At 62.9% G+C, this 18,174-nt stretch carries 19 protein-coding genes and 1 tRNA gene; 10 read left to right on the forward strand and 10 right to left on the reverse strand.

From position 1 onward, the window contains the following. On the forward strand, nt 1-275 hold a 275-nt coding region (locus tag R2N11_RS13575), incomplete at its 5' end, for an integrase core domain-containing protein (RefSeq protein ID WP_316681410.1). Nucleotides 276-416: 141 nt separating this feature from the next. Here the strand turns inward: R2N11_RS13575 and R2N11_RS13580 are convergent. Together R2N11_RS13580 and R2N11_RS13585 are read right to left on the reverse strand one after the other, a co-directional pair. Further along, on the reverse strand, nt 417-1,463 hold the full coding sequence (locus tag R2N11_RS13580) for an ankyrin repeat domain-containing protein (RefSeq protein ID WP_316681411.1): 1,047 nt from the start codon (nt 1,461-1,463) through the stop codon (nt 417-419). A 217-nt stretch (nt 1,464-1,680) separates the two neighbouring features. Continuing rightward, nucleotides 1,681-1,757 (reverse strand) — tRNA-Arg (locus tag R2N11_RS13585). Nucleotides 1,758-2,413: 656 nt separating this feature from the next. Between R2N11_RS13585 and R2N11_RS13590 the strand changes: the two genes are divergently transcribed. Continuing rightward, a complete protein-coding gene (locus R2N11_RS13590) occupies nt 2,414-2,617 on the forward strand; it encodes a hypothetical protein (RefSeq protein ID WP_199030451.1) in 204 nt (67 codons plus the stop codon). A gap of 12 nt (nt 2,618-2,629) precedes the next feature. Here the strand turns inward: R2N11_RS13590 and R2N11_RS13595 are convergent, their stop codons facing one another. The 3 genes from R2N11_RS13595 to wrbA are packed head-to-tail and all read right to left on the reverse strand — an operon-like array spanning nt 2,630 to nt 5,031. Continuing rightward, nucleotides 2,630-4,042 (reverse strand): FAD-binding oxidoreductase, encoded by a 1,413-nt coding sequence (locus tag R2N11_RS13595; protein WP_316681412.1) that lies wholly within the window; start codon nt 4,040-4,042, stop codon nt 2,630-2,632. Nucleotides 4,043-4,048: 6 nt separating this feature from the next. Next, the gene (locus R2N11_RS13600) at nt 4,049-4,441 is read right to left on the reverse strand and encodes a DUF2069 domain-containing protein (protein ID WP_199030453.1); all 393 of its coding nucleotides are present in this window, start codon (nt 4,439-4,441) and stop codon (nt 4,049-4,051) included. Then, a complete protein-coding gene (wrbA, locus tag R2N11_RS13605; RefSeq protein ID WP_316681413.1) occupies nt 4,438-5,031 on the reverse strand; it encodes an NAD(P)H:quinone oxidoreductase in 594 nt (197 codons plus the stop codon). The genes R2N11_RS13600 and wrbA overlap by 4 nt, the downstream gene beginning before the upstream one ends. 79 nt (nt 5,032-5,110) lie before the next feature. On the opposite strand from wrbA, the gene R2N11_RS13610 reads away from it, so the two are divergent. Then, nucleotides 5,111-6,436: a YihY family inner membrane protein gene (locus R2N11_RS13610; protein WP_316681414.1), complete on the forward strand. Its 1,326-nt coding sequence runs from the start codon at nt 5,111-5,113 to the stop codon at nt 6,434-6,436. 4 nt (nt 6,437-6,440) lie between these two features. On the opposite strand, the gene R2N11_RS13615 is transcribed toward R2N11_RS13610, so the two are convergent. Genes R2N11_RS13615 through R2N11_RS13625 form a run of 3 tightly spaced genes read right to left on the reverse strand, consistent with a single transcriptional unit; the run spans nt 6,441 to nt 8,954 of the window. Continuing rightward, nucleotides 6,441-6,758 carry an Mpo1-like protein gene (locus R2N11_RS13615; RefSeq protein ID WP_199030455.1) on the reverse strand — a complete coding sequence of 106 codons (318 nt, stop codon included), beginning with the start codon at nt 6,756-6,758 and terminating at the stop codon, nt 6,441-6,443. Nucleotides 6,759-6,789: 31 nt separating this feature from the next. Continuing rightward, entirely contained in the window at nt 6,790-7,620 is an 831-nt protein-coding gene (locus tag R2N11_RS13620; protein ID WP_316681415.1) for an alpha/beta fold hydrolase, read from the reverse strand. Continuing rightward, complete coding sequence (locus tag R2N11_RS13625) at nt 7,620-8,954, reverse strand: O-acetylhomoserine aminocarboxypropyltransferase (protein WP_316681416.1); 1,335 nt, start codon at nt 8,952-8,954, stop codon at nt 7,620-7,622. The genes R2N11_RS13620 and R2N11_RS13625 overlap by 1 nt, the downstream gene beginning before the upstream one ends. Nucleotides 8,955-9,193: 239 nt before the next feature. On the opposite strand from R2N11_RS13625, the gene R2N11_RS13630 reads away from it, so the two are divergent. The 4 genes from R2N11_RS13630 (at nt 9,194) to aroC (ending at nt 13,331) form a co-directional block, all read left to right on the forward strand. Next, complete coding sequence (locus tag R2N11_RS13630; protein ID WP_021194694.1) at nt 9,194-9,649, forward strand: CBS domain-containing protein; 456 nt, start codon at nt 9,194-9,196, stop codon at nt 9,647-9,649. Between the two features lie 94 nt (nt 9,650-9,743). Beyond that, nucleotides 9,744-11,651, forward strand: coding sequence for an MFS transporter (locus R2N11_RS13635; RefSeq protein WP_316681417.1), 1,908 nt, complete (start codon nt 9,744-9,746; stop codon nt 11,649-11,651). A 90-nt stretch (nt 11,652-11,741) separates the two neighbouring features. Then, nucleotides 11,742-12,158, forward strand: coding sequence for an FKBP-type peptidyl-prolyl cis-trans isomerase (locus R2N11_RS13640; RefSeq protein WP_199030459.1), 417 nt, complete (start codon nt 11,742-11,744; stop codon nt 12,156-12,158). Between the two features lie 72 nt (nt 12,159-12,230). After that, nucleotides 12,231-13,331, forward strand: coding sequence for a chorismate synthase (gene aroC / locus R2N11_RS13645; protein ID WP_316681418.1), 1,101 nt, complete (start codon nt 12,231-12,233; stop codon nt 13,329-13,331). Nucleotides 13,332-13,396: 65 nt separating this feature from the next. On the opposite strand, the gene R2N11_RS13650 is transcribed toward aroC, so the two are convergent. Next, nucleotides 13,397-15,082 carry an electron transfer flavoprotein-ubiquinone oxidoreductase gene (locus tag R2N11_RS13650; protein WP_199030461.1) on the reverse strand — a complete coding sequence of 562 codons (1,686 nt, stop codon included), beginning with the start codon at nt 15,080-15,082 and terminating at the stop codon, nt 13,397-13,399. A 222-nt stretch (nt 15,083-15,304) separates the two neighbouring features. Here R2N11_RS13650 and R2N11_RS13655 point away from each other — a divergent pair, with 222 nt between their 5' ends. Continuing rightward, the gene (locus tag R2N11_RS13655; protein ID WP_199030462.1) at nt 15,305-16,090 is read left to right on the forward strand and encodes an SDR family oxidoreductase; all 786 of its coding nucleotides are present in this window, start codon (nt 15,305-15,307) and stop codon (nt 16,088-16,090) included. An 11-nt stretch (nt 16,091-16,101) separates the two neighbouring features. Here R2N11_RS13655 and R2N11_RS13660 read toward each other — a convergent pair whose 3' ends face one another. Then, on the reverse strand, nt 16,102-16,647 hold the full coding sequence (locus R2N11_RS13660; protein WP_199030463.1) for a LuxR C-terminal-related transcriptional regulator: 546 nt from the start codon (nt 16,645-16,647) through the stop codon (nt 16,102-16,104). 179 nt (nt 16,648-16,826) lie between these two features. Between R2N11_RS13660 and R2N11_RS13665 the strand changes: the two genes are divergently transcribed. Next, the gene (locus tag R2N11_RS13665; protein ID WP_316681419.1) at nt 16,827-17,528 is read left to right on the forward strand and encodes a CoA transferase subunit A; all 702 of its coding nucleotides are present in this window, start codon (nt 16,827-16,829) and stop codon (nt 17,526-17,528) included. A 10-nt stretch (nt 17,529-17,538) separates the two neighbouring features. Then, on the forward strand, nt 17,539-18,174 hold the full coding sequence (locus tag R2N11_RS13670; protein ID WP_199030465.1) for a 3-oxoacid CoA-transferase subunit B: 636 nt from the start codon (nt 17,539-17,541) through the stop codon (nt 18,172-18,174).

Below are 18,174 nucleotides of genomic sequence, written 5' to 3' on the forward strand. Positions count from 1 at the left end.
ACTGGCTGGGACGTTTGGGCGCGAAGACGCTGTTCATCGCACCCGGCAGCCCGTGGGAGAACGGCTACTGCGAGTCCTTCAATGGCAAGCTGCGCGATGAACTGCTCAACGGCGAACTGTTCTACAGCCTCAAAGAAGCGCAGGTCGTCATTGAACAGTGGCGCCGGCACTACAACACGCGGCGACCGCATTCGTCGCTTGGATACCGTCCGCCGGCACCTGCCGCCCACTGGCCAACACCGATGCCCGCACAGCAACCAGGCACCATCCAATAAACTTCAATCCTCTCATAAGAACTGGACCGGAATACCGGTCACGTCAGCTGTCATCGCCAACAAAAAGGGCGACAGATCACAAGATCTGTCGCCCTTTTTGTTGGTACATACGCTGTTGCGCGAGGGTTCGCCGCTTCTGCCTCAATGCTTGAGATTGCGGAACACAGCCAGCGTATCGTCATCGTGGAAGCTCGGATTCGCCAGCACGTCCTTGCGCACGGTCACGCTCTTGAGATCCGGTGAAGCCGCAGCCACCGCATCGGAGTAGTACCGAGCATCCGGGTTGGCACCGGCTTTGATCAGCGCACGCACGCAGTCGGCGTTGCCATCCAGTGCGGCGGATGCCAGTGGTACCGGCGCGTCGCCCGATGTCTTCATCCATGCCACCGAGTTGAGGTCGGTACCAGGCTTGAGCAGCAGCTTGATGCGCTCGCCGGCCTGCGGGTCGGGCTTGCGGCGCAGGTCTACATGACGCTCGCACACGTGGTTCAGCGCGGTGGCGCCGGATTTGGAGCGCGCACCCACGTCGATACCGGCACCGATCAGCAGCTTCGTCGCTTCCAGGTTGCCCGCAGCCATGCCCATGAGGGCGGTTTCGCCATTCTGGTTGCGCAGGTTCGGGTTGGCGCCAGCGCTTAGCAGCAAACGCATGACTTCCAGGCTCGGGGCGTTGAGCCGCAGCCCCGACGCTTGCAGCAGCGGCGTGTTGTTGCCGTCGTTGTTCAGCGCGTTGACGTTGGCTCCGGCAGCAATCAGGGCCTTGATGATGCGCAGGTTTTGCGGCGAAGCCTTGCCGTTGGTGTCGATTCCCGAGATGGCATAGACCAGCGGCTGGTTGCCCAGATCACGATAGACGGGAATCTCCAGGTCATTCTTCTGTGTGAGCAGGAGATCGACCAATTCGGCGTCGTTGTTGGAGATGGCCACCGCCAGCGCGGACATGCCTTGCGGGCCGTCGTATTCAGCCGGTTGCGGGCGATGGGCACGCGCGCCCTTGGCCAGCAAGTCGCGGATGACGGCCAGTTTCTTCTCGTTGGGCTTTTGCTCGTACTGCTCGACCGTGGCGGCCAGTTTGTCGTCCAGCGAGGCGGGCTTGGCGTGCACGGTCAGCGGGGCGAGCAGGGCATAGCCGGTCAACAGGCAGGCGGCGGCCTTTGCTGCCGCGGTCTTCAAATGGAGTCGCTTCAAGATGAGAGAACTTGGTTGGATTGACTGGGTGCGCCTGCAAACGGCTCGTGGCGCGGGCGTGATTATCCCATCACTGTTCCAATTGGTACATTAAGGATGGGAAACAATGGTGGAAGGCAGAAAAATCTTGCCGATCGGAGTCTTGTTCCGTCTGGTACGTTCTGAGGCGAGACGGGGGGCGCAGCGTGGCAAAAACCTGCTGATACACGGGGGTATTTGGCCTGCCCAGAGGGATTCGAACCCCCGACCGTCGGCTTAGAAGGCCGATGCTCTATCCAACTGAGCTATGGGCAGGTGCGCGTGTTGCCCAGGCAGGTTAGCGACGAACGGCCTCCGGATGCCTGGGAGGCCGCGATTCTAACAGATGGCTGATACGGAAAACCGCGGCGCCCTAGCGCTGGGGCGGGATTTCCGGCGGCACGTCACCGGGCGGCAGTTCGATCGGTGGCGTCAGGGGTTCCGGATCGTGGACCGGGTCGTGAGACGGCTCTTCTGGGGGCGGCATCTCGGGTGGCGGGCGCGACGGGGGCTCGTGCGGTGTCGGCGGCGTGATGTGCGCACGCAAGCGCAATTCGGGCAAGGCGGAAAGCATGGGTGGCTCCGTGACGGTTGGATGAATCCGGTTTTGCCCCAACCCGATCCGCAAGCGTCGTACCCACGCATCATCCAAATGGTGATACCTAAAATAGGTACCCCCCACTCGGGGGATTCTTTGATACATTTCGTGGCGTCGGGTAGTGCCATAACAAGTAACGATTCAACTCGAAATTCCGCGCAACGACGCGGAACGCTGTGCCTACGCACGCCAATGGGCGTGACGGATGCCTTTTTCGATTCCGACCAGACGGGAAATGGGAGTCTTGTTTGGGCAGCCTTGGGAAGCTGCTGTGTTTCGCCGGCAACAGGGTGCTAGGCGAGGCGTCAGCCATGGGGCAGGGAGGAACCGAAAAATGAGTACACGTCACGCACGACGCCCGGCAGGGGCATCACGATCCACGTATGTCCGCAACGCCCAGAGTGGGCGTATTGGCGACCGTTCCAATGCTGCGGGTCACCGTCTGCCACCCACTGGCGTGCCGCGCCTGCTGCTGTGGCTGCTGGCAGCAACGATTCTCTTTGCGGTAGCGAACTACATGTTCAAGCTGCTGGGCTGAAACCGACGCGGCTTACAACACCTTCCCCGGATTCATCAGGCCGCGCGGGTCCAGTGCCTGCTTGATCGCGCGCATGGCTGCCAGCTCGACCGCGCTCTTGTAGCGCGCGTTGTCCTCGCGCTTGAGCTGGCCGATACCGTGCTCGGCAGAGATCGAGCCGCCATGCGCATGCACGCTGTCATGCACGATGCGGTTGATGCCGTCCTGATGTGCCAGGAAGGCCTCATGTTCATGCCCTTCGGGCGGTGACACGTTGTAGTGCAGGTTGCCGTCGCCGAGGTGGCCGAAGGTCACCATGCGGATATCGGGGTAGGCGCAGGCCAGCGCGCGGTCGGTCACGTCGATGAAGTCTGCGATGCGCGAGATCGGCACGCCAATGTCGTGCTTGATGTTCTTGCCTTCGTCGGCCTGCGCCAGCGGGATGTGCTCGCGCAGGTTCCAGAAGTCGCGCGATTGCGCTACCGATTCCGCCACCGCCGCATCGTCGATCACGCCTCGCGCCAGAGCGTCTTCCATCAGCGCCTCGAACAGCGCACGGGCGTGTTCTTCGCTCTCCAAGTCGGACAGTTCCAGCAGGACGTATTGCGGATACGTCTGCGCAAACGGCACACGCAACTGCGGATAGTGCTTGCGCACCAGTTCGAGGCAGAACGCTGACATCAGCTCGAAGCCCGTCAGCAGCGTACCTGCGTGGCCTTGCGCGAGCGACAGGAATGCCAGCGCCTGACGCGGCGATTGCAGTGCCGCCAGCGCCGTCACCTTGGCGCGCGGCTGCGGAAACAGCTTCAGCGTCGCCCCGGTGATGATGCCGAGCGTGCCTTCTGCACCGATCAACAGATCGCGCAGGTCATAGCCAGTGTTGTCCTTGCGCAGGCCGCGCAGGCCGTTCCACAGCTCGCCGTTGGACAGTACGGCTTCCACACCCAGGCACAACTCGCGCGCGTTGCCGTAGCGCAGGACGGCCGTTCCCCCCGCGTTGGTCGCCAGATTGCCGCCGATGGTGCAACTGCCCTCGGCGGCCAGGCTCAGCGGGAACAGCCGATCGGCCGCGGCTGCAGCCTCCTGCACGTTGGCAAGAATGCAGCCGGCATCCACGGTGATGGTGTTGTTGATCGGGTCGACTGCGCGGACCTGCTGCATGCGGCGCACCGAGATGACGACCGCGTTGCCTTCCATATCCGGCGTGGCGCCGCCGCACAGGCCGGTGTTGCCGCCCTGCGGGACCATCGGCACCGCATGCTCACCACACAGCCGCACCAGCGCAGCGACCTGCGAAGCATCGGCTGGGCGCAATACAGCACAGGCGCGGCCAGTGAAACGCTTGCGCCAATCGGTCAGATACGGCGCCTGGTCTTCCGGCGTTGTCAGTACGTGCGTGGCGCCGATGGTGTCAATGCAGGCTCGCAGGAACGCATCGTGGGTCATGGCAGGTCAGGTGCTCTGTTTGGCGTGTGCTTTGGCCGCACGTTTGAACGGACGCAGATAGAAAATCGTCGCGAAGAAGAACGTCACACTGAGCACAACCTCCACCCATGCAAGCGATCGCGATAGGCCGGCATCGGATGTTGCACGCACGATGCCTTCGGTAAAGAACAGGAGGATGAACATCGACGCCCACTGCATCGTGTAGCGGTTCTTGCGCAGCACGCCAGGCAGCGGCCACGCCAGCAGCAGCGCCTTGAGCGCGAGCCACGAGCCGCCCGGGCGCACCGGCGCAAGCCACAGTTCCCACGCGGCGCACAGCACGATCAGTGCGATCAGGCTGCTGACGCTCAGCAGATGCAGCGCGCGGGATTCCACGACGGGTTGATCGGCGAGCGTCATGCTGCGAGCTTCAGGGCGGTCTGGGCAAGCCGGCGGCCCATCGCGATGGCGAGCGTGCGCTCGTGGGCGGTCAGCGGCGCGGTGTCACCACGATGCGCGACATGCGATGGCCCATAAGGCGTGCCGCCGGCGTCGGTGGAAAGCAGTTCACTCTGTTGATAGGGCAGGCCGAGCACGACCATGCCATGGTGCAGTAGCGGCAGCATCATCGAGAGCAGTGTGGTTTCCTGCCCGCCATGCATGCTGCCCGTGGAGGTGAATACGCAGGCAGGCTTGCCAGCCAGCGCACCCGCCAGCCATTGCGGCGTGGTGCCATCCAGAAAGTACTTGAGCGGGGCGGCCATGTTGCCGAAGCGCGTGGGCGAGCCCAGTGCCAACCCGACGCATTCTTCCAGGTCGCGCACTTCCACATAGGGCGGGCCGCCATCGGGCACGTCCGGCTGGGTAGCTTCGCACACAGTGGAGACGGCGGGGACGGTGCGCACGCGCGCCTGGGCGCCATCCACGCTTTCAATGCCTTGCGCGATGGCCTCGGCCAACGCGCGGGTGCTGCCATGACGGCTGTAGTACAGGACCAGGATATCTTTCATAACAAAGCGTTGAGAGCGTCGCGGTATTATAGTTGCGCCCCCCAATCTCCCTCATTGGCCTTGCGCCGCCTCATTCTTCATGCTTTTTGATATCCGTGCGCTTCGTCAATGGAATGCCGCCAAGCTGCGTGCGCTGTCGCGTTATGCGCTGCGCCGCGCGGGCGAAGACCGCCTGCCTCAGGTGGCCGGCAGTCTGACGTTCACGACGGTGCTCTCGGTGGTGCCGATCCTGACGGTGGCGTTTGCGCTGTTCACGGCGTTTCCGATGTTCAAGAGCTTTCGTGCGGACATCGAAGGCTACATGTTCAGCAACCTCGTGCCGGGCAATATCAGCCGGCCGATCCTCACGTATCTGAACCAGTTTTCCACCAACGCCAAGGGGCTGACGGCTGCTGGCCTGATCGGCTTAGTGGTGACGTCGGTCATGACCATGCTGACGGTCGAGAATGCGCTCAACGCCATCTGGCGCGTGCGCCAACGCCGGCCGCTGGCGCAGCGTGTGCTCGTGTTCTGGGCGTTGGTGACGTTTGGTCCGGTGCTGATCGGCGCGAGTCTGTCGGTCAGTTCTTACATGGTGTCGATCTCGGCAGGCTACGTGCACAAGCTGCCGTTTGGCCTGGGCGTGATCGTGGGCGTAGTGCCGATCCTGCTGTCGGCGATTGCGTTTGCGATGCTGTATGTCTTTGTGCCGAACACCTATGTGGCGCGGCGTGACGCGTTTCTGGCGGGGCTCATTGCCGCCGTGGCGTTCGAAGTAGCGAAGCGCATCTTTGGTTCCTACGTGGCGCACATTCCCACGTACACCGCCGTTTATGGCGCGTTTGCCACGTTGCCGATTTTCCTGACGTGGATCTACGTGAGCTGGCTGGTAACCCTGCTGGGCGCGACCATTGCATCGACGTTGCCGATCATCCGTCAGGGCTACTGGCAGCGGCGTACCTTTCCGGGCAGCGAGTTCTTTGATGCGCTGGGTGTTCTGCTGCTGTTGTACCGCGCACGCGAACAGGCGCCGCGCACGGTGGCCGAGCTTGAAATCGGTCGGCGTCTGCAATTGGAGGCGGAGTACCTGGCTGACCTGCTGGCCAAGCTCAAGGCGCTGCACTTGGTCGGCAAGCTGCAGCAGGATCGCAGCGAAGCACATTGGGCGCTGCTGTGCGATGCCCATACGACTACGTTGCGTCCGCTCTATGAAAAGCTGGTGCTGAACTTGCCGCGCCTGCCCCGCACGTCGCTCGCGCGGCATCTGGGCGATACCCAGGCGCTGGCAGCCCAACTGCACAATCCCGCGCTCGACAACACACTGGAGAGCGTATTCGCCACGGGTGAGCGCGGTGTAGCAGCTGCCACGCAGGCTGCCGCTGCACCGGCACCGGTGTCGAAGGTGCCCGCGGCCGCCCGCGCTTGATTGTTCAAAACGGGATCTTTCCGGTCCAGATGTCGCGGTACATCACCCAGTCGCCCATCAGGCTGTAGATCGGGTGACGGAAGGTGGCGGGCCGGTTCTTCTCAAAGCCGAAGTGCCCGACCCACGCAAACGCATAACCGCTAACAGCCGCACCAAGCAGCCACCACAGGTTGCCCGTGAAGATCAGCAGGATCAGGCATACCAGGGCCACGGTTGAGCCCGCAAAATGCAGGCGCCGACAGGTGCGGTCCTGGTGTTCGCCCAGGTAGAACGGATAGAACTCGGCAAAGCTGCCGAATGTGTGGGTTTCGGTGCTGGCCATGGTGCGTCTCCTGATTCCTGCTGGGGCGCAGTTACGCGGTGGCTGCGGTCGGTTCCCGTTCGCGCGCAAAGGCAATCAGCGCATCGAGCGTGCCATCTGGGCATTCTCCCATGACCGCGTGCCCGCAGGGCAGGGCCACCACGCGGCTGCCAGCCAACCCGGCAGCTACCTGACGGCCTGCTTTGGCGGGCGTCATCTGGTCCTTCTCGCCAACGATCACGAGTGACGGGCACTGCACGGCTGCCATGGCCTCAGCGCCGCGTGCATAGCCGTTACAGGCTGAAAAATCCGTGTGGAAGACAGGCGCGTCTGAGCCGCGCGCCACGCGTTCCATCAGGCGTTGGCTGCCGCCATGCATCCAGAAACCCGGCCCCGGCGCCGACGGTTTGTTGGCCAGGCTGGAATGCGACCAGACGTTCACCATGTCGATCGCGCTGGCCGTATTGTTGAGCGCCGCGTCGAGCAACGCGTCAGACACCTTCATCGGCCAGGCGGTGGCGACTAGCGCAATGCGGCGCACGCGACCTGCGTATCGCGAGGCGCACTCCAGTGCAATCAGCGAGCCCATGCTGTGCCCGACCACCATCACCGGCTGGGTGACACCGGCGGCCTGGACGAGCGTCATGACCCAGTCGGCCATGGCTTCCACGGTTTGCAGGGGCGCACCGCTGCTGCGGCCATGTGCGGGCAGATCAACCGCCAGCACGCTGAAGCCGTGGTGCGCGAACCAGCGGGTCTGCAACCCCCAGACCGAATGATCGTTCTGTGCGCCATGCACGAACACCACGCACGGCAGCGCCGGATTGAACGGCTTGCCACCGGTGTAGGCGTAAGCGCGTTCGCCTTGTACGGTCCATTCCATCAGCGGGCTCCGGTTGTGTTCGGTGCGGCTTTGCCAGGCGCGGCTGACATGGCGCGCTCGGCGGCTTTCAGGCCGCGTTTCAGATCGTCGATGAGGTCATCAGCATCCTCCAGGCCAATCGACAGGCGGATCGTGCCTTCGCTGATGCCGGCGGCGGCCAGCGCATCGGCGTCCATGCGGAAGTGTGTGGTCGATGCCGGGTGAATGACCAGCGAACGCGCATCGCCCACATTGGCCAAGTGCGAGAACAAGCCGAGCGATTCAATGAATTGCTGGCCGGCACGCCGATCACCGCGCAGGTCGAAGCTGAACACGGCGCCGGCGCCACGCGGTAGCAAACGCTTGGCCAACACGTGGTCGGGGTGCGATTCCAGTTCGGGGTAGGCCACCGACGCCACCATCGGATGGCTCGCCAGGAAAGTGGTGATGCGGCGGGTGTTCTCTACGTGGCGGGCCATGCGAAGCGGCAGCGTTTCGATGCCTTGCAGCAACTGCCATGCCGCCATTGGGTTCATGCACGCGCCAAAGTCACGCAGGCCCTCGCGGCGTGCGCGCAACAAGAAGGGGGCGACGGTGCTTTCCTCGGCAAACACCATGTCGTGGAAGCCCGCATAGGGCTCGGTCAGCTCTGGGTGTTTGCCTGCTGCCACATAGTCGAAGGTGCCGCCGTCGATCAGTACACCACCAATGGTGGTGCCGTGCCCGCCCAGGAACTTGGTCGCCGAGTGGTAGACCAGGTCTGCCCCGTGCGCGAACGGTTGCAGCAGCCACGGCGTGGTGAAGGTCGAATCGACCAACAGCGGCACGCCCGCGTCATGCGCGATCGACGCCACGGTCGGAATGTCGAGCACATCCAGCCCCGGGTTGCCGAGCGTCTCGCCAAACAGCAGGCGCGTGTTCGGGCGGATGGCCGCGCGCCAGCCGTCGATGTCGCCAGGCTTGACGAAGGTCGTTTCGATGCCGAAGCGGCGCAGCGTGTAGTGCAGCAGGTTGTGCGAGCCGCCGTACAGCGCCGATGAGGCAACGATATGCGAGCCGGCGCCCATCAGCGTGACAATGGCCAAGTGCAGCGCCGCTTGGCCAGAGGCCGTGGCGATGGCACCGACGCCGTTTTCCAGCGCCGCCATGCGTTCTTCGAACACGGCGACGGTCGGGTTGGAGATGCGCGAATAGACGTGACCCGCGCGCTCCATGTTGAACAATGAGGCGGCGTGTTCGCTGTCGCGAAACACGAAGGATGTGGTGAGGTGGATGGGCGTAGCGCGCGCACCTGTGGCCGGGTCGGGCGCGGCACCGGCATGCAGGGCCAGCGTATCGAAGCGGGCTTTGGACATGGATTCAAGCACCGAATGAGGGTCGAGACGCGGCATGCTAGCACTGCTGCCTGTTGCAGTGCATCCCGGGCAAACGCCGAGCGGGCGCGGTTTTTGACCGGGCTTTTCTGCCGCATTTTTTGTGCATGTGCTTGTCGACGCCCTCCGATTTGGGCTAGCATCGAAATACAACCATAACCATAACCCGCGCGCGGTCGCCCCTCGGCAGACTGGCACCCCAATACCCTGGGAGACGCAATATGAAAGTCAGCGACATTCTTCACGTGAAGGGCAACACGCTCTATACCGTGGCCCCGGAAACCAAGCTCCAGGTGGCCGTGCAGACGATGGCGGAATACGACATCGGCTCGCTCGTGGTGATGGAGTACGGCGAACTGGTCGGCATGCTGACCTTCCGCGAGATCATCAAGGTCCTGGCCAAGGGCCACGGCACGGTGGGCGAGGGCACCACCATCCGTAAGGTGATGGACGATCATCCGGTCACGTGCACGCCAGAAACCGAAGTCAATGAAGTGCGCCGCATCATGCTGGAGCACCATGTGCGTTACCTGCCCGTGCTCAACAGCCGTACGTTGATGGGCGTGATCTCGTTCTACGACGTCGCCAAGGCCGTGTTTGAAGAGCAGAACTTCGAGAACAAGATGCTCAAGGCGTACATTCGTGACTGGCCGGAAGAAAAAGCCAACGAAGACTGATCTGTACACTGTCTTTACCGCACACCCAAAACCCGCCCGCCGTTGCGAGCGGGTTTTTTGTTGAATCCGATTCGAACCACGATCGCCCCTGCTGATGAGCCAATCGAGCCAGTTTTCCCTGTTGAAGCAGCGTCGTTTCGCACCGTTCTTCTGGACCCAGTTCCTGGGTGCGATGAACGACAACGTATTCAAGGTGGCGTTCTCCTCTCTGGTCACGTACCACGCGGCGCTGTTTGGCAATACGGATCCAGCCTCTGCGGCGTTTCTGATCTCCGCCATCTTCATCGCGCCTTTCGTATTGCTGTCGGCCACCAGCGGGCAGATTGCCGATCGCATGGACAAGGCCCGGCTGATCCGCTTGGTCAAGACGCTGGAAATCGCCATCATGGCGATCGGCTGCGCAGGCTTTGCGCTGCGTCACGTCGAACTGCTGTATCTGTGCACGTTCCTGATGGGCGTACATTCGACGCTGTTTGGGCCCGTCAAGTACGCCTATCTGCCTCAACACCTGCAGTCGTCCGAGCTGGTGGGCGGCAACGGGCTGGTAGAAATGGGCACCTTTGTCGCCATCCTGATCGGCACCATCGGCGGCGGGGAGTTGGCCAACTACACGCGCAATGGCGATCTCATTGGCCCCACGCTTACGGGCATCGCTTGCCTGATCATTGCCGTATCGGGCTGGCTGACGGCGCGCGGTGTGCCGGTCTCTCCGGCGTCGCAGCCGGATCTGCGCATCAACTGGAATCCGGTTTCCGAGACGTGGCGCAATCTGAAGCTGGCCAGCAATCAGCGCGCTGTGTTCCTGAGCCTGATGGGTATTTCGTGGCTGTGGTTTGTGGGGGCGACCTTCCTGACGTCGTTCTTTGCCTTTGCACGCAACGTGCTCGGTGGTGACCAGAACGTGGTGACGCTGCTGCTGGCGGTGTTCTCGGTGGGCATCGGGTTGGGCTCGATGCTGTGTGAGAAGCTCTCAGGCCGCACGGTGGAGATCGGCCTTGTGCCGTTCGGCTCGATCGGCATGACTGTGTTTGCGGTGGACCTGTACTTCGCCTCGCACGCCGAGGCGCTGGTCGCGCACGATGTGCTGACGGGCATTTCGGGCTTCCTGCAGAACCATCGTCATTGGCGCGTGCTGGCGGATCTGTTCCTGCTGGCGATGTTCGGCGGTTTCTACAGTGTGCCGCTATATGCGCTGATCCAGAGCCGCTGTGAGCCGACGCACCGTGCCCGCATCATCGCGGCCAACAACATCCTTAACGCGCTGTTCATGATCGCCTCGGCCGTGCTGGCGATGGCGCTCACGCGCGCCGGCTTTACGATCCCGCAGTTGTTCCTGGTCACGGGCATCCTCAATGCCGTGGTGGCCATCTACATTTACACGCTGGTGCCGGAATTCCTGATCCGCTTCGTGATGTGGCTGCTGATCCATACCGTCTACCGCGTGAAGGTGGAGGGCGCCGAGCGCATTCCCGACGAGGGCCCGTGCCTGCTGGTCTGCAACCACGTGAGCTTTGTTGATGCTGTGGTGGTGGGCGCCTTCGTGCGCCGGCCGGTCCGCTTTGTGATGGATCACCGCATCTTTAAGGTGCCGTTGCTGTCGTGGTTCTTCCGCACGGTCAAGGCGATTCCGATTGCGCCGATGCATGAGGACCCCGAGATGCTCAAGCGCGCTTACGACACCATTGCAGAAGCGCTGGCCGAGGGCGAGGTGGTCTGCGTCTTCCCTGAGGGCAAGATCACGGCCACGGGCGAGATGAACCCCTTCAAGGAAGGCGTGCGTCGCATTGTTGAACGCACGCCCGTGCCGGTGGTGCCGATGGCGCTGCGTGGCCTGTGGGGCAGCTTCTTCTCACGCCACGGCGGCGCAGCGATGACGCGGCCATTCCGGCGCGGCATTCTCAACAAGCTGGAGCTGTGCATCGGTACGCCGGTGCCGGCGCAGGCGGTGTCGCCGGAAGGGTTGCAGGCGGCTGTGCTGGCATTGCGCGGCGAGCGGCTCTAGTGATTGGCGCCGCATCGGAATTCGATACACTGCCGGTTGGCCCGCGACCGGCCTCATTTCTTTCTACCCCAAACTCTCCCGTTATCTGCCATGAAACTCGCTTCTCTGCTGCTGTGCGCTTCGTCGCTTGTCCTGGCTGCTGTTACCGCGCAGGCTGCATCGCCAGCGTCGAGTGAAACCCTGCCCTCCGGTGTGGTCGTCCAGACCCTGACCAAGGGCACGGGCCCGTCGCCCAAGGCCAGCGATACGGTCAAGGTGCACTATCGCGGCACGCTCACCAACGGTACCGAGTTCGACAGCTCCTACAAGCGCGGCCAGCCGATCTCGTTCCCGTTGAACCGCGTGATTCCGTGCTGGACGGAAGGCGTGCAGAAGATGCAGGTGGGCGGCAAAGCCAAGCTGACGTGCCCGGCCGCCACCGCCTATGGTGATCGCGGCGTGCCCGGCACGATTCCGCCCAATTCCACGCTGAACTTCGAGGTTGAGCTGCTGGGTATTGGCGGCTGATCGATCGGCTTACAATAGCGGTTTCCCGATGTTTCGCGCCGCCTGCGTGGCGGCGCTTTCCCGAGCACGATCATGTCTGGCAATACCCTGGGCCTGCTGTTTTCCGTCACCACCTTCGGCGAGTCGCATGGCCCGGCCATCGGCGCTGTCATCGACGGCTGCCCGCCGGGCATGACGCTCTCGGCTGAAGACATCCAGCCTGATCTGGATCGCCGTAAGCCCGGCACCTCGCGCCACGTCACGCAGCGCAAGGAAGACGACGTCGTCGAGATTCTTTCCGGTGTGTATGAGGGCAAGACCACCGGCATGCCCATCTGTCTGCTGATCCGCAACACTGACCAGCGCAGCAAGGACTACAGCAACATCGCCGAGACCTTCCGTCCTGGCCACGCCGACTACACCTACTGGCACAAGTACGGCGTTCGCGACCCGCGTGGTGGCGGACGCTCGTCGGCACGGTTGACGGCGCCCACGGTCGCTGCCGGGGCGGTCGCCAAAAAGTGGCTGCGCGAGAAGTTCGGCGTTGAGATCCATGGCTTCATGTCGCAACTGGGCGATATCCAGATTCCGTTCATGGACTGGAACGAGGTGCCGAACAACCCGTTCTTCGCGCCGAATGCCGAGATCGTGCCCGAGCTCGAAACCTATATGGATGCACTGCGCAAGGACGGTGACTCCGTCGGTGCGCGCATTGAAGTGGTGGCGACCGGCGTGCCGGTCGGCTGGGGCGAGCCGCTGTTCGATCGCCTGGACGCTGACATCGCTCACGCCATGATGGGCCTGAATGCGGTGAAGGGCGTGGAGATCGGTGCCGGTTTTCATGCCGTGGCGCAGCGCGGCTCCGAGCACGGCGATGAGCTGACGCCGGGAGGTTTTGTCGGCAACAACGCGGGCGGCATCCTGGGCGGCATTTCGACTGGGCAGGACATCTCCGTATCGTTGGCGATCAAGCCGACGTCGAGCATCCGCACGCCGCGCCGCTCGATCGACAAGGGGGGCGATCCGGCGATGGTGGAAACGTTCGGTCGCCATGATCCGTGCGTCGGCATTCGTGCCACGCCGATCGCCGAGGCGCTGCTGGCGCTGGTGCTGATCGACCACGCGCTGCGCCATCGCGCGCAATGCGGCGATGTGTCGGTGGAGACGCCGGCCATTCCGGCGAAAGCGTCGTAAGACGATTCGCCCAGGCAACAAAAAAGCGCGTCATCGAACGCGCTTTTTTGTTGGTCATTCGGCGCTTACATGCCGACGTAGTTCGGACCACCGCCACCCTCTGGCGTGACCCACACGATATTCTGCGTCGGGTCCTTGATGTCGCAGGTCTTGCAGTGCACGCAGTTCTGCGCGTTGATCTGCAGGCGCTCGGTACCTTCGTCGTTCTTCACGAACTCGTACACACCGGCCGGGCAATAGCGTTGCTCGGGGCCAGCAAACTGCGCCAGGTTGATGCGCGTCGGAACGGTTGGGTCCTTCAGCGTCAGGTGAGCGGGCTGGTTCTCTTCGTGGTTGGTGTTCGAGATGAACACCGACGAGAGACGGTCGAACGTCAGCTTGCCGTCCGGCTTCGGATACTCGATCTTCACGCACTCGGCGGCAGGCTTGAGCGATTGGTTGTCCGACTTCGTGCCGTGCAGCGTCCAGGGCGGGTTGCTGACGCCAATCTTGGGCAGCAGCCACTGCTCGATGCCGGTCATGATCTTGCCCAGCGTCGGACTCTTCTTGAACCACAGCTTGAAGTTGCGCGACTGGTCCAGCTCTTCCTTCAACCAGCTCTGCTCGAAGGCGGCCGGGTAGGCGGACAGCTCATCTGCGGAGCGGCCAGCCGTCACGGCGTCGAACACGGCTTCGCCGCACATCATGCCGCTCTTGATGGCAGCGTGGCTGCCCTTGATGCGTGCGGCGTTCAGGTAGCCGGCGTCGCAGCCAACCAGCGCGCCACCCGGGAACACGGTCTTGGGCAGCGCCTGCGGCGTGCCGTTGTTGATGGCGCGGGCGCCGTAGCCGATGCGCTTGCCGCCTTCGATATGCGCGCGGATGGCCGGATGGGCCTTCCAGCGTTGCATTTCTTCGAACGGGCTCATCCACGGGTTCTTGTAGTCCAGGCCGATGACGAAGCCGAGCGTGACCTTGTTGTCTTCCAGGTGATACAGGAAGCCGCCGCCGAAGGTGTCGTCTTCCATCGGCCAGCCTGCGGTGTGCACCACCAGACCGGGCTTGGCCTTGGCAGGGTCGATCTCCCACAGTTCCTTGATGCCGATGGCGAAGGTCTGCGGGTCCTTGCCGGCGTTCAGCTTGTACTTGTCGAGCAATTGGCGGCCCAGGTGACCGCGCGCGCCTTCAGCGAAGATCGTGTACTTGCCGAGCAGCTCCATGCCGAGCTGGAAGTTCTCAGTCGGCTCTCCATCCTTGCCGATGCCCATGTTGCCCGTGGCGACACCGCGCACGGCACCCTTGTCGTCGTACAGCACTTCCGCTGCCGCAAAACCTGGGAAGATCTCCACGCCCAGCGCTTCGGCCTGCGTGGCCATCCACTTGACCACGTTCGACAGCGAGATGACGTAGCAGCCGTGGTTGTGGAAGTTGCGCGGCACGAGCCAGTCAGGCGTGCGCTTGGTGCCAGTTTCGCTTAGGAAGAGGACGTCGTCGCCAGTCACGGGCTGGCTGAGCGGTGCGCCGTCAGCCTTCCAGTTCGGCAGCAGTTCTGTGATTGCCCGCGGGTCCATGACCGCGCCCGAGAGAATGTGCGCGCCGGGCTCCGAGCCCTTTTCCAGCACAACGACCGACACATCCTTGCCGGTTTCGGCGGCACGTTGCTTGATCCGGATCGCGGTCGCCAGGCCGGCAGGGCCACCGCCGACGATCACGACGTCGTACTCCATGGACTCTCGGGGACCGTACTGTTCGAGGAGCTGCTGCTGGTTCATAGATGTCTCTTCGCTTGTAGGGCGTTTGCTTATTGGTATGGCGGATTGCTGCATTAGAATTTCCCGCATTGTCGGGGACGCGCCCGTATGCGGCAAGCGAAATTTCTGAACGATCGTTCGATTTTTTGCTAAGCTGCGCCGACTTCATATGCTGGAGCCGCTTGTAACCGGCTCCGCGCATGCCAAATTCAACGCCAAATCAACACGCGGGGATCACGCATCATGGGTCTGTCGATCAATCTGGAAGGCAAGGTTGCGCTGATTACAGGCGCATCCAGTGGCCTGGGCGCGCGCTTCGCGCACACGCTGGCAGCGGCCGGCGCCAAGGTGGTGCTGGCCTCGCGCCGCGTCGAGCGCCTGAAGGAGTTGCGCGCCGACATCGAATCGAAGGGGGGCAGCGCCCACGTCGTGCGTCTGGACGTGACGGACCCAGACAGTATCCGTGCCGCCATCGCCCACGCTGAGACCGAAGCCGGCACCATCGATATTCTTGTCAACAATTCAGGCGTTTCGACCACGCAGCGCATGGTGGATGTGACGCCGGACGATTTCGATTTCGTCTTCGACACCAACACGCGCGGCGCCTTCTTCGTGGCACAGGAAACCGCCAAGCGCATGATCGCGCGGGCCAAGGGGGCCGAGAAGAACGGCTCGCCGCTGCCGCAGTCGCGCATCATCAACATTGCGTCGGTGGCGGGGCTGAAGGTGCTGTCGCAGATCGGCGTCTACTGCATGAGCAAGGCTGCCGTGGTGCATATGACCAAAGCCATGGCGCTGGAGTGGGGGCGCCTGGGTATCAACACGAACGCCATTTGCCCAGGCTATATCGACACCGAGATCAATCACCACCACTGGGAAACCGAGGCCGGCCAGAAGCTCGTGCAGATGCTGCCGCGCAAGCGCGTGGGCAAGCCGGAAGACCTGGACGGGCTGGTCCTGTTGCTCGCGTCGGATCAATCGGACTTCATCAACGGCGCTGTCATCAACGCTGACGACGGGATGGTGTAACCCGCTGGGGCTCAGTGCCCCATCAGCCTTTGCACCAACTCCAGCGAGGTGTTGGCGGCGTACTTCTTCATCAGCCGTGCACGGTAAATTTCCACTGTGCGCGGGCTGATCTCCAACTGCTTGCCGATCTGCTTGCTGGTCTTGCCTTCAACCAGCTGTGCGGCGATGTCGCGCTCGCGCGGCGTGAGTGCCGCAGTGACAGGCCGGTGCGCCGACAGATCCTCGAACGTCCAGATGCCTTCGCCCAGCGGCTTGGTGCGATCGAGCGCACGGCCTGTGACGTGGCACCAGAACAGCTCGCCGTTGGCGCGTTTCATGATGCGCTCGTCCGAGTAGCTGCCGCGCGCGTTCATGACGGGAATGATGCGCGCGCCGGTGCGCTCGTACTCATCGTGTGTCGGATAGAGCAACTCAAACGATTGCCCGATCATCGTGGCGCGCGCGTGGCCGAAGATGCGCGCGGCTTCGTCGTTGACGTCGAGCATCACGCGCTCGCGTGACATCACCATGCCGACCGGGGCGAGCTGGAACGCGGTCTGATAATCGAGTGCGGGCATGGCGGTGGGGATCAGGTTAGGGCCTTATGTAGTCGTACGTATTGCTGCGTTGCGTGACGCTTGCGTATTCTCGCCAGATTGTACCGTTACAATTTTCCGGCGCTGCATCGCACAAACCCCAACTGTGCGATCGGTCAAAACCCTGCCGGATTCGTTGGACCACCAAGGAAGGAGCACGCATGAACAAAATCTTCGCCAGCGCCAGCGAGGCGCTCGCGGGCGTCGTCAAAGACGGCCAGACCATCGCCGTGGGCGGCTTCGGCCTGTGCGGCATTCCGGAAGCGCTGATTGCTGCGCTGCGCGATTCGGGCGTCAAGAACCTCACCTGCATTTCCAATAACGCTGGGGTCGATGGTTTTGGCCTGGGCCTGCTGCTGGAAACCCGCCAGATCAAGAAGATGATTTCGTCCTACGTGGGCGAGAACAAGGAGTTCGAGCGCCAGTACCTGGCCGGCGAACTTGAGCTGGAATTCACCCCGCAGGGCACGCTTGCGGAGAAGCTGCGCGCTGGCGGTGCCGGCATCCCGGCGTTCTTCACCAAGACCGGCGTCGGCACCATGGTGGCCGATGGCAAGGAGCTGCGTGAGTTCGACGGCGAAACGTACGTCATGGAACGCTCGCTGGTGCCCGATGTGTCGCTGGTCAAGGCACAGGTGGCGGACAAGTCCGGCAACCTGCGTTTCAACCTGACTGCGCGCAACTTCAACCCCGCTGCGGCAACCGCTGGCAAGATCTGCATCGTCGAGGTCGAAGAGATCGTTGAAGTGGGCGAGCTTGCACCGGACGATATCCATCTGCCCGGCATCTACGTGCAGCGCATCGTGCTCAATGCCACGCCCGAGAAGCGCATTGAAAAGCGCACCATCCGAGCAGCCAACTAAGGAGACCGACATGGCCTGGACTCAAGACCAAATGGCGGCGCGTGCTGCCCAGGAATTGCAAGACGGTTTCTACGTCAATCTCGGTATCGGCATTCCGACGCTGGTTGCCAACCACACCGGCGACAAGGAAGTCTGGCTGCAGAGCGAAAACGGCATGCTCGGCATCGGCCCGTTCCCCACGGAAGACGAAGTGGATGCCGACCTCATCAACGCCGGCAAGCAAACCGTGACCACGTTGCCGGGCAGCGCCATCTTCGGCAGCGACCAGAGCTTCGCGATGATCCGCGGCGGCAAGATCAACCTGTCGATTCTCGGCGCGATGCAGGTGAGCGAGACGGGGGACCTGGCCAACTGGATGATCCCCGGCAAGATGGTCAAGGGCATGGGCGGCGCGATGGATCTGGTGGCAGGCGTCAAGCGCGTGATCGTGCTGATGGAACACACCGCCAAGAAGAAGGACGGCACTGAAGATCTGAAACTCTTGCCCAAGTGCACGCTGCCGCTGACGGGCGTGGGCGTGGTTGATCGCATCATTACCGACCTGGGCGTGATGGATGTGACCGAGCAGGGCCTGAAACTGGTTGAAACCGCGCCGGGCGTCTCGCGCGAAGAGATCCAGTCCAAGACTGGCGTCACCCTGATCTAA

The sequence above is a fragment of the Ralstonia flaminis genome (assembly GCF_958415495.1).
Lineage (GTDB): Bacteria > Pseudomonadota > Gammaproteobacteria > Burkholderiales > Burkholderiaceae > Ralstonia > Ralstonia flaminis.

Bases quoted from the DNA above. Each gene is read 5' to 3' on its own strand.
- aroC (WP_316681418.1), top strand. From the start codon at position 12,231: ATGTCTGGCAATACCCTGGGCCTGCTGTTTTCCGTCACCACCTTCGGC.
- R2N11_RS13635 (WP_316681417.1), top strand. From the start codon at position 9,744: ATGAGCCAATCGAGCCAGTTTTCCCTGTTGAAGCAGCGTCGTTTCGCA.
- R2N11_RS13670 (WP_199030465.1), top strand. From the start codon at position 17,539: ATGGCCTGGACTCAAGACCAAATGGCGGCGCGTGCTGCCCAGGAATTG.
- wrbA (WP_316681413.1), bottom strand. From the start codon at position 5,031: ATGAAAGATATCCTGGTCCTGTACTACAGCCGTCATGGCAGCACCCGC.
- R2N11_RS13610 (WP_316681414.1), top strand. From the start codon at position 5,111: ATGCTTTTTGATATCCGTGCGCTTCGTCAATGGAATGCCGCCAAGCTG.
- R2N11_RS13655 (WP_199030462.1), top strand. From the start codon at position 15,305: ATGGGTCTGTCGATCAATCTGGAAGGCAAGGTTGCGCTGATTACAGGC.
- R2N11_RS13620 (WP_316681415.1), bottom strand. From the start codon at position 7,620: ATGGAATGGACCGTACAAGGCGAACGCGCTTACGCCTACACCGGTGGC.
- R2N11_RS13615 (WP_199030455.1), bottom strand. From the start codon at position 6,758: ATGGCCAGCACCGAAACCCACACATTCGGCAGCTTTGCCGAGTTCTAT.
- R2N11_RS13640 (WP_199030459.1), top strand. From the start codon at position 11,742: ATGAAACTCGCTTCTCTGCTGCTGTGCGCTTCGTCGCTTGTCCTGGCT.
- R2N11_RS13660 (WP_199030463.1), bottom strand. From the start codon at position 16,647: ATGCCCGCACTCGATTATCAGACCGCGTTCCAGCTCGCCCCGGTCGGC.
- R2N11_RS13625 (WP_316681416.1), bottom strand. From the start codon at position 8,954: ATGTCCAAAGCCCGCTTCGATACGCTGGCCCTGCATGCCGGTGCCGCG.
- R2N11_RS13600 (WP_199030453.1), bottom strand. From the start codon at position 4,441: ATGACGCTCGCCGATCAACCCGTCGTGGAATCCCGCGCGCTGCATCTG.
- R2N11_RS13650 (WP_199030461.1), bottom strand. From the start codon at position 15,082: ATGAACCAGCAGCAGCTCCTCGAACAGTACGGTCCCCGAGAGTCCATG.
- R2N11_RS13665 (WP_316681419.1), top strand. From the start codon at position 16,827: ATGAACAAAATCTTCGCCAGCGCCAGCGAGGCGCTCGCGGGCGTCGTC.
- R2N11_RS13595 (WP_316681412.1), bottom strand. From the start codon at position 4,042: ATGACCCACGATGCGTTCCTGCGAGCCTGCATTGACACCATCGGCGCC.
- R2N11_RS13630 (WP_021194694.1), top strand. From the start codon at position 9,194: ATGAAAGTCAGCGACATTCTTCACGTGAAGGGCAACACGCTCTATACC.
- R2N11_RS13590 (WP_199030451.1), top strand. From the start codon at position 2,414: ATGAGTACACGTCACGCACGACGCCCGGCAGGGGCATCACGATCCACG.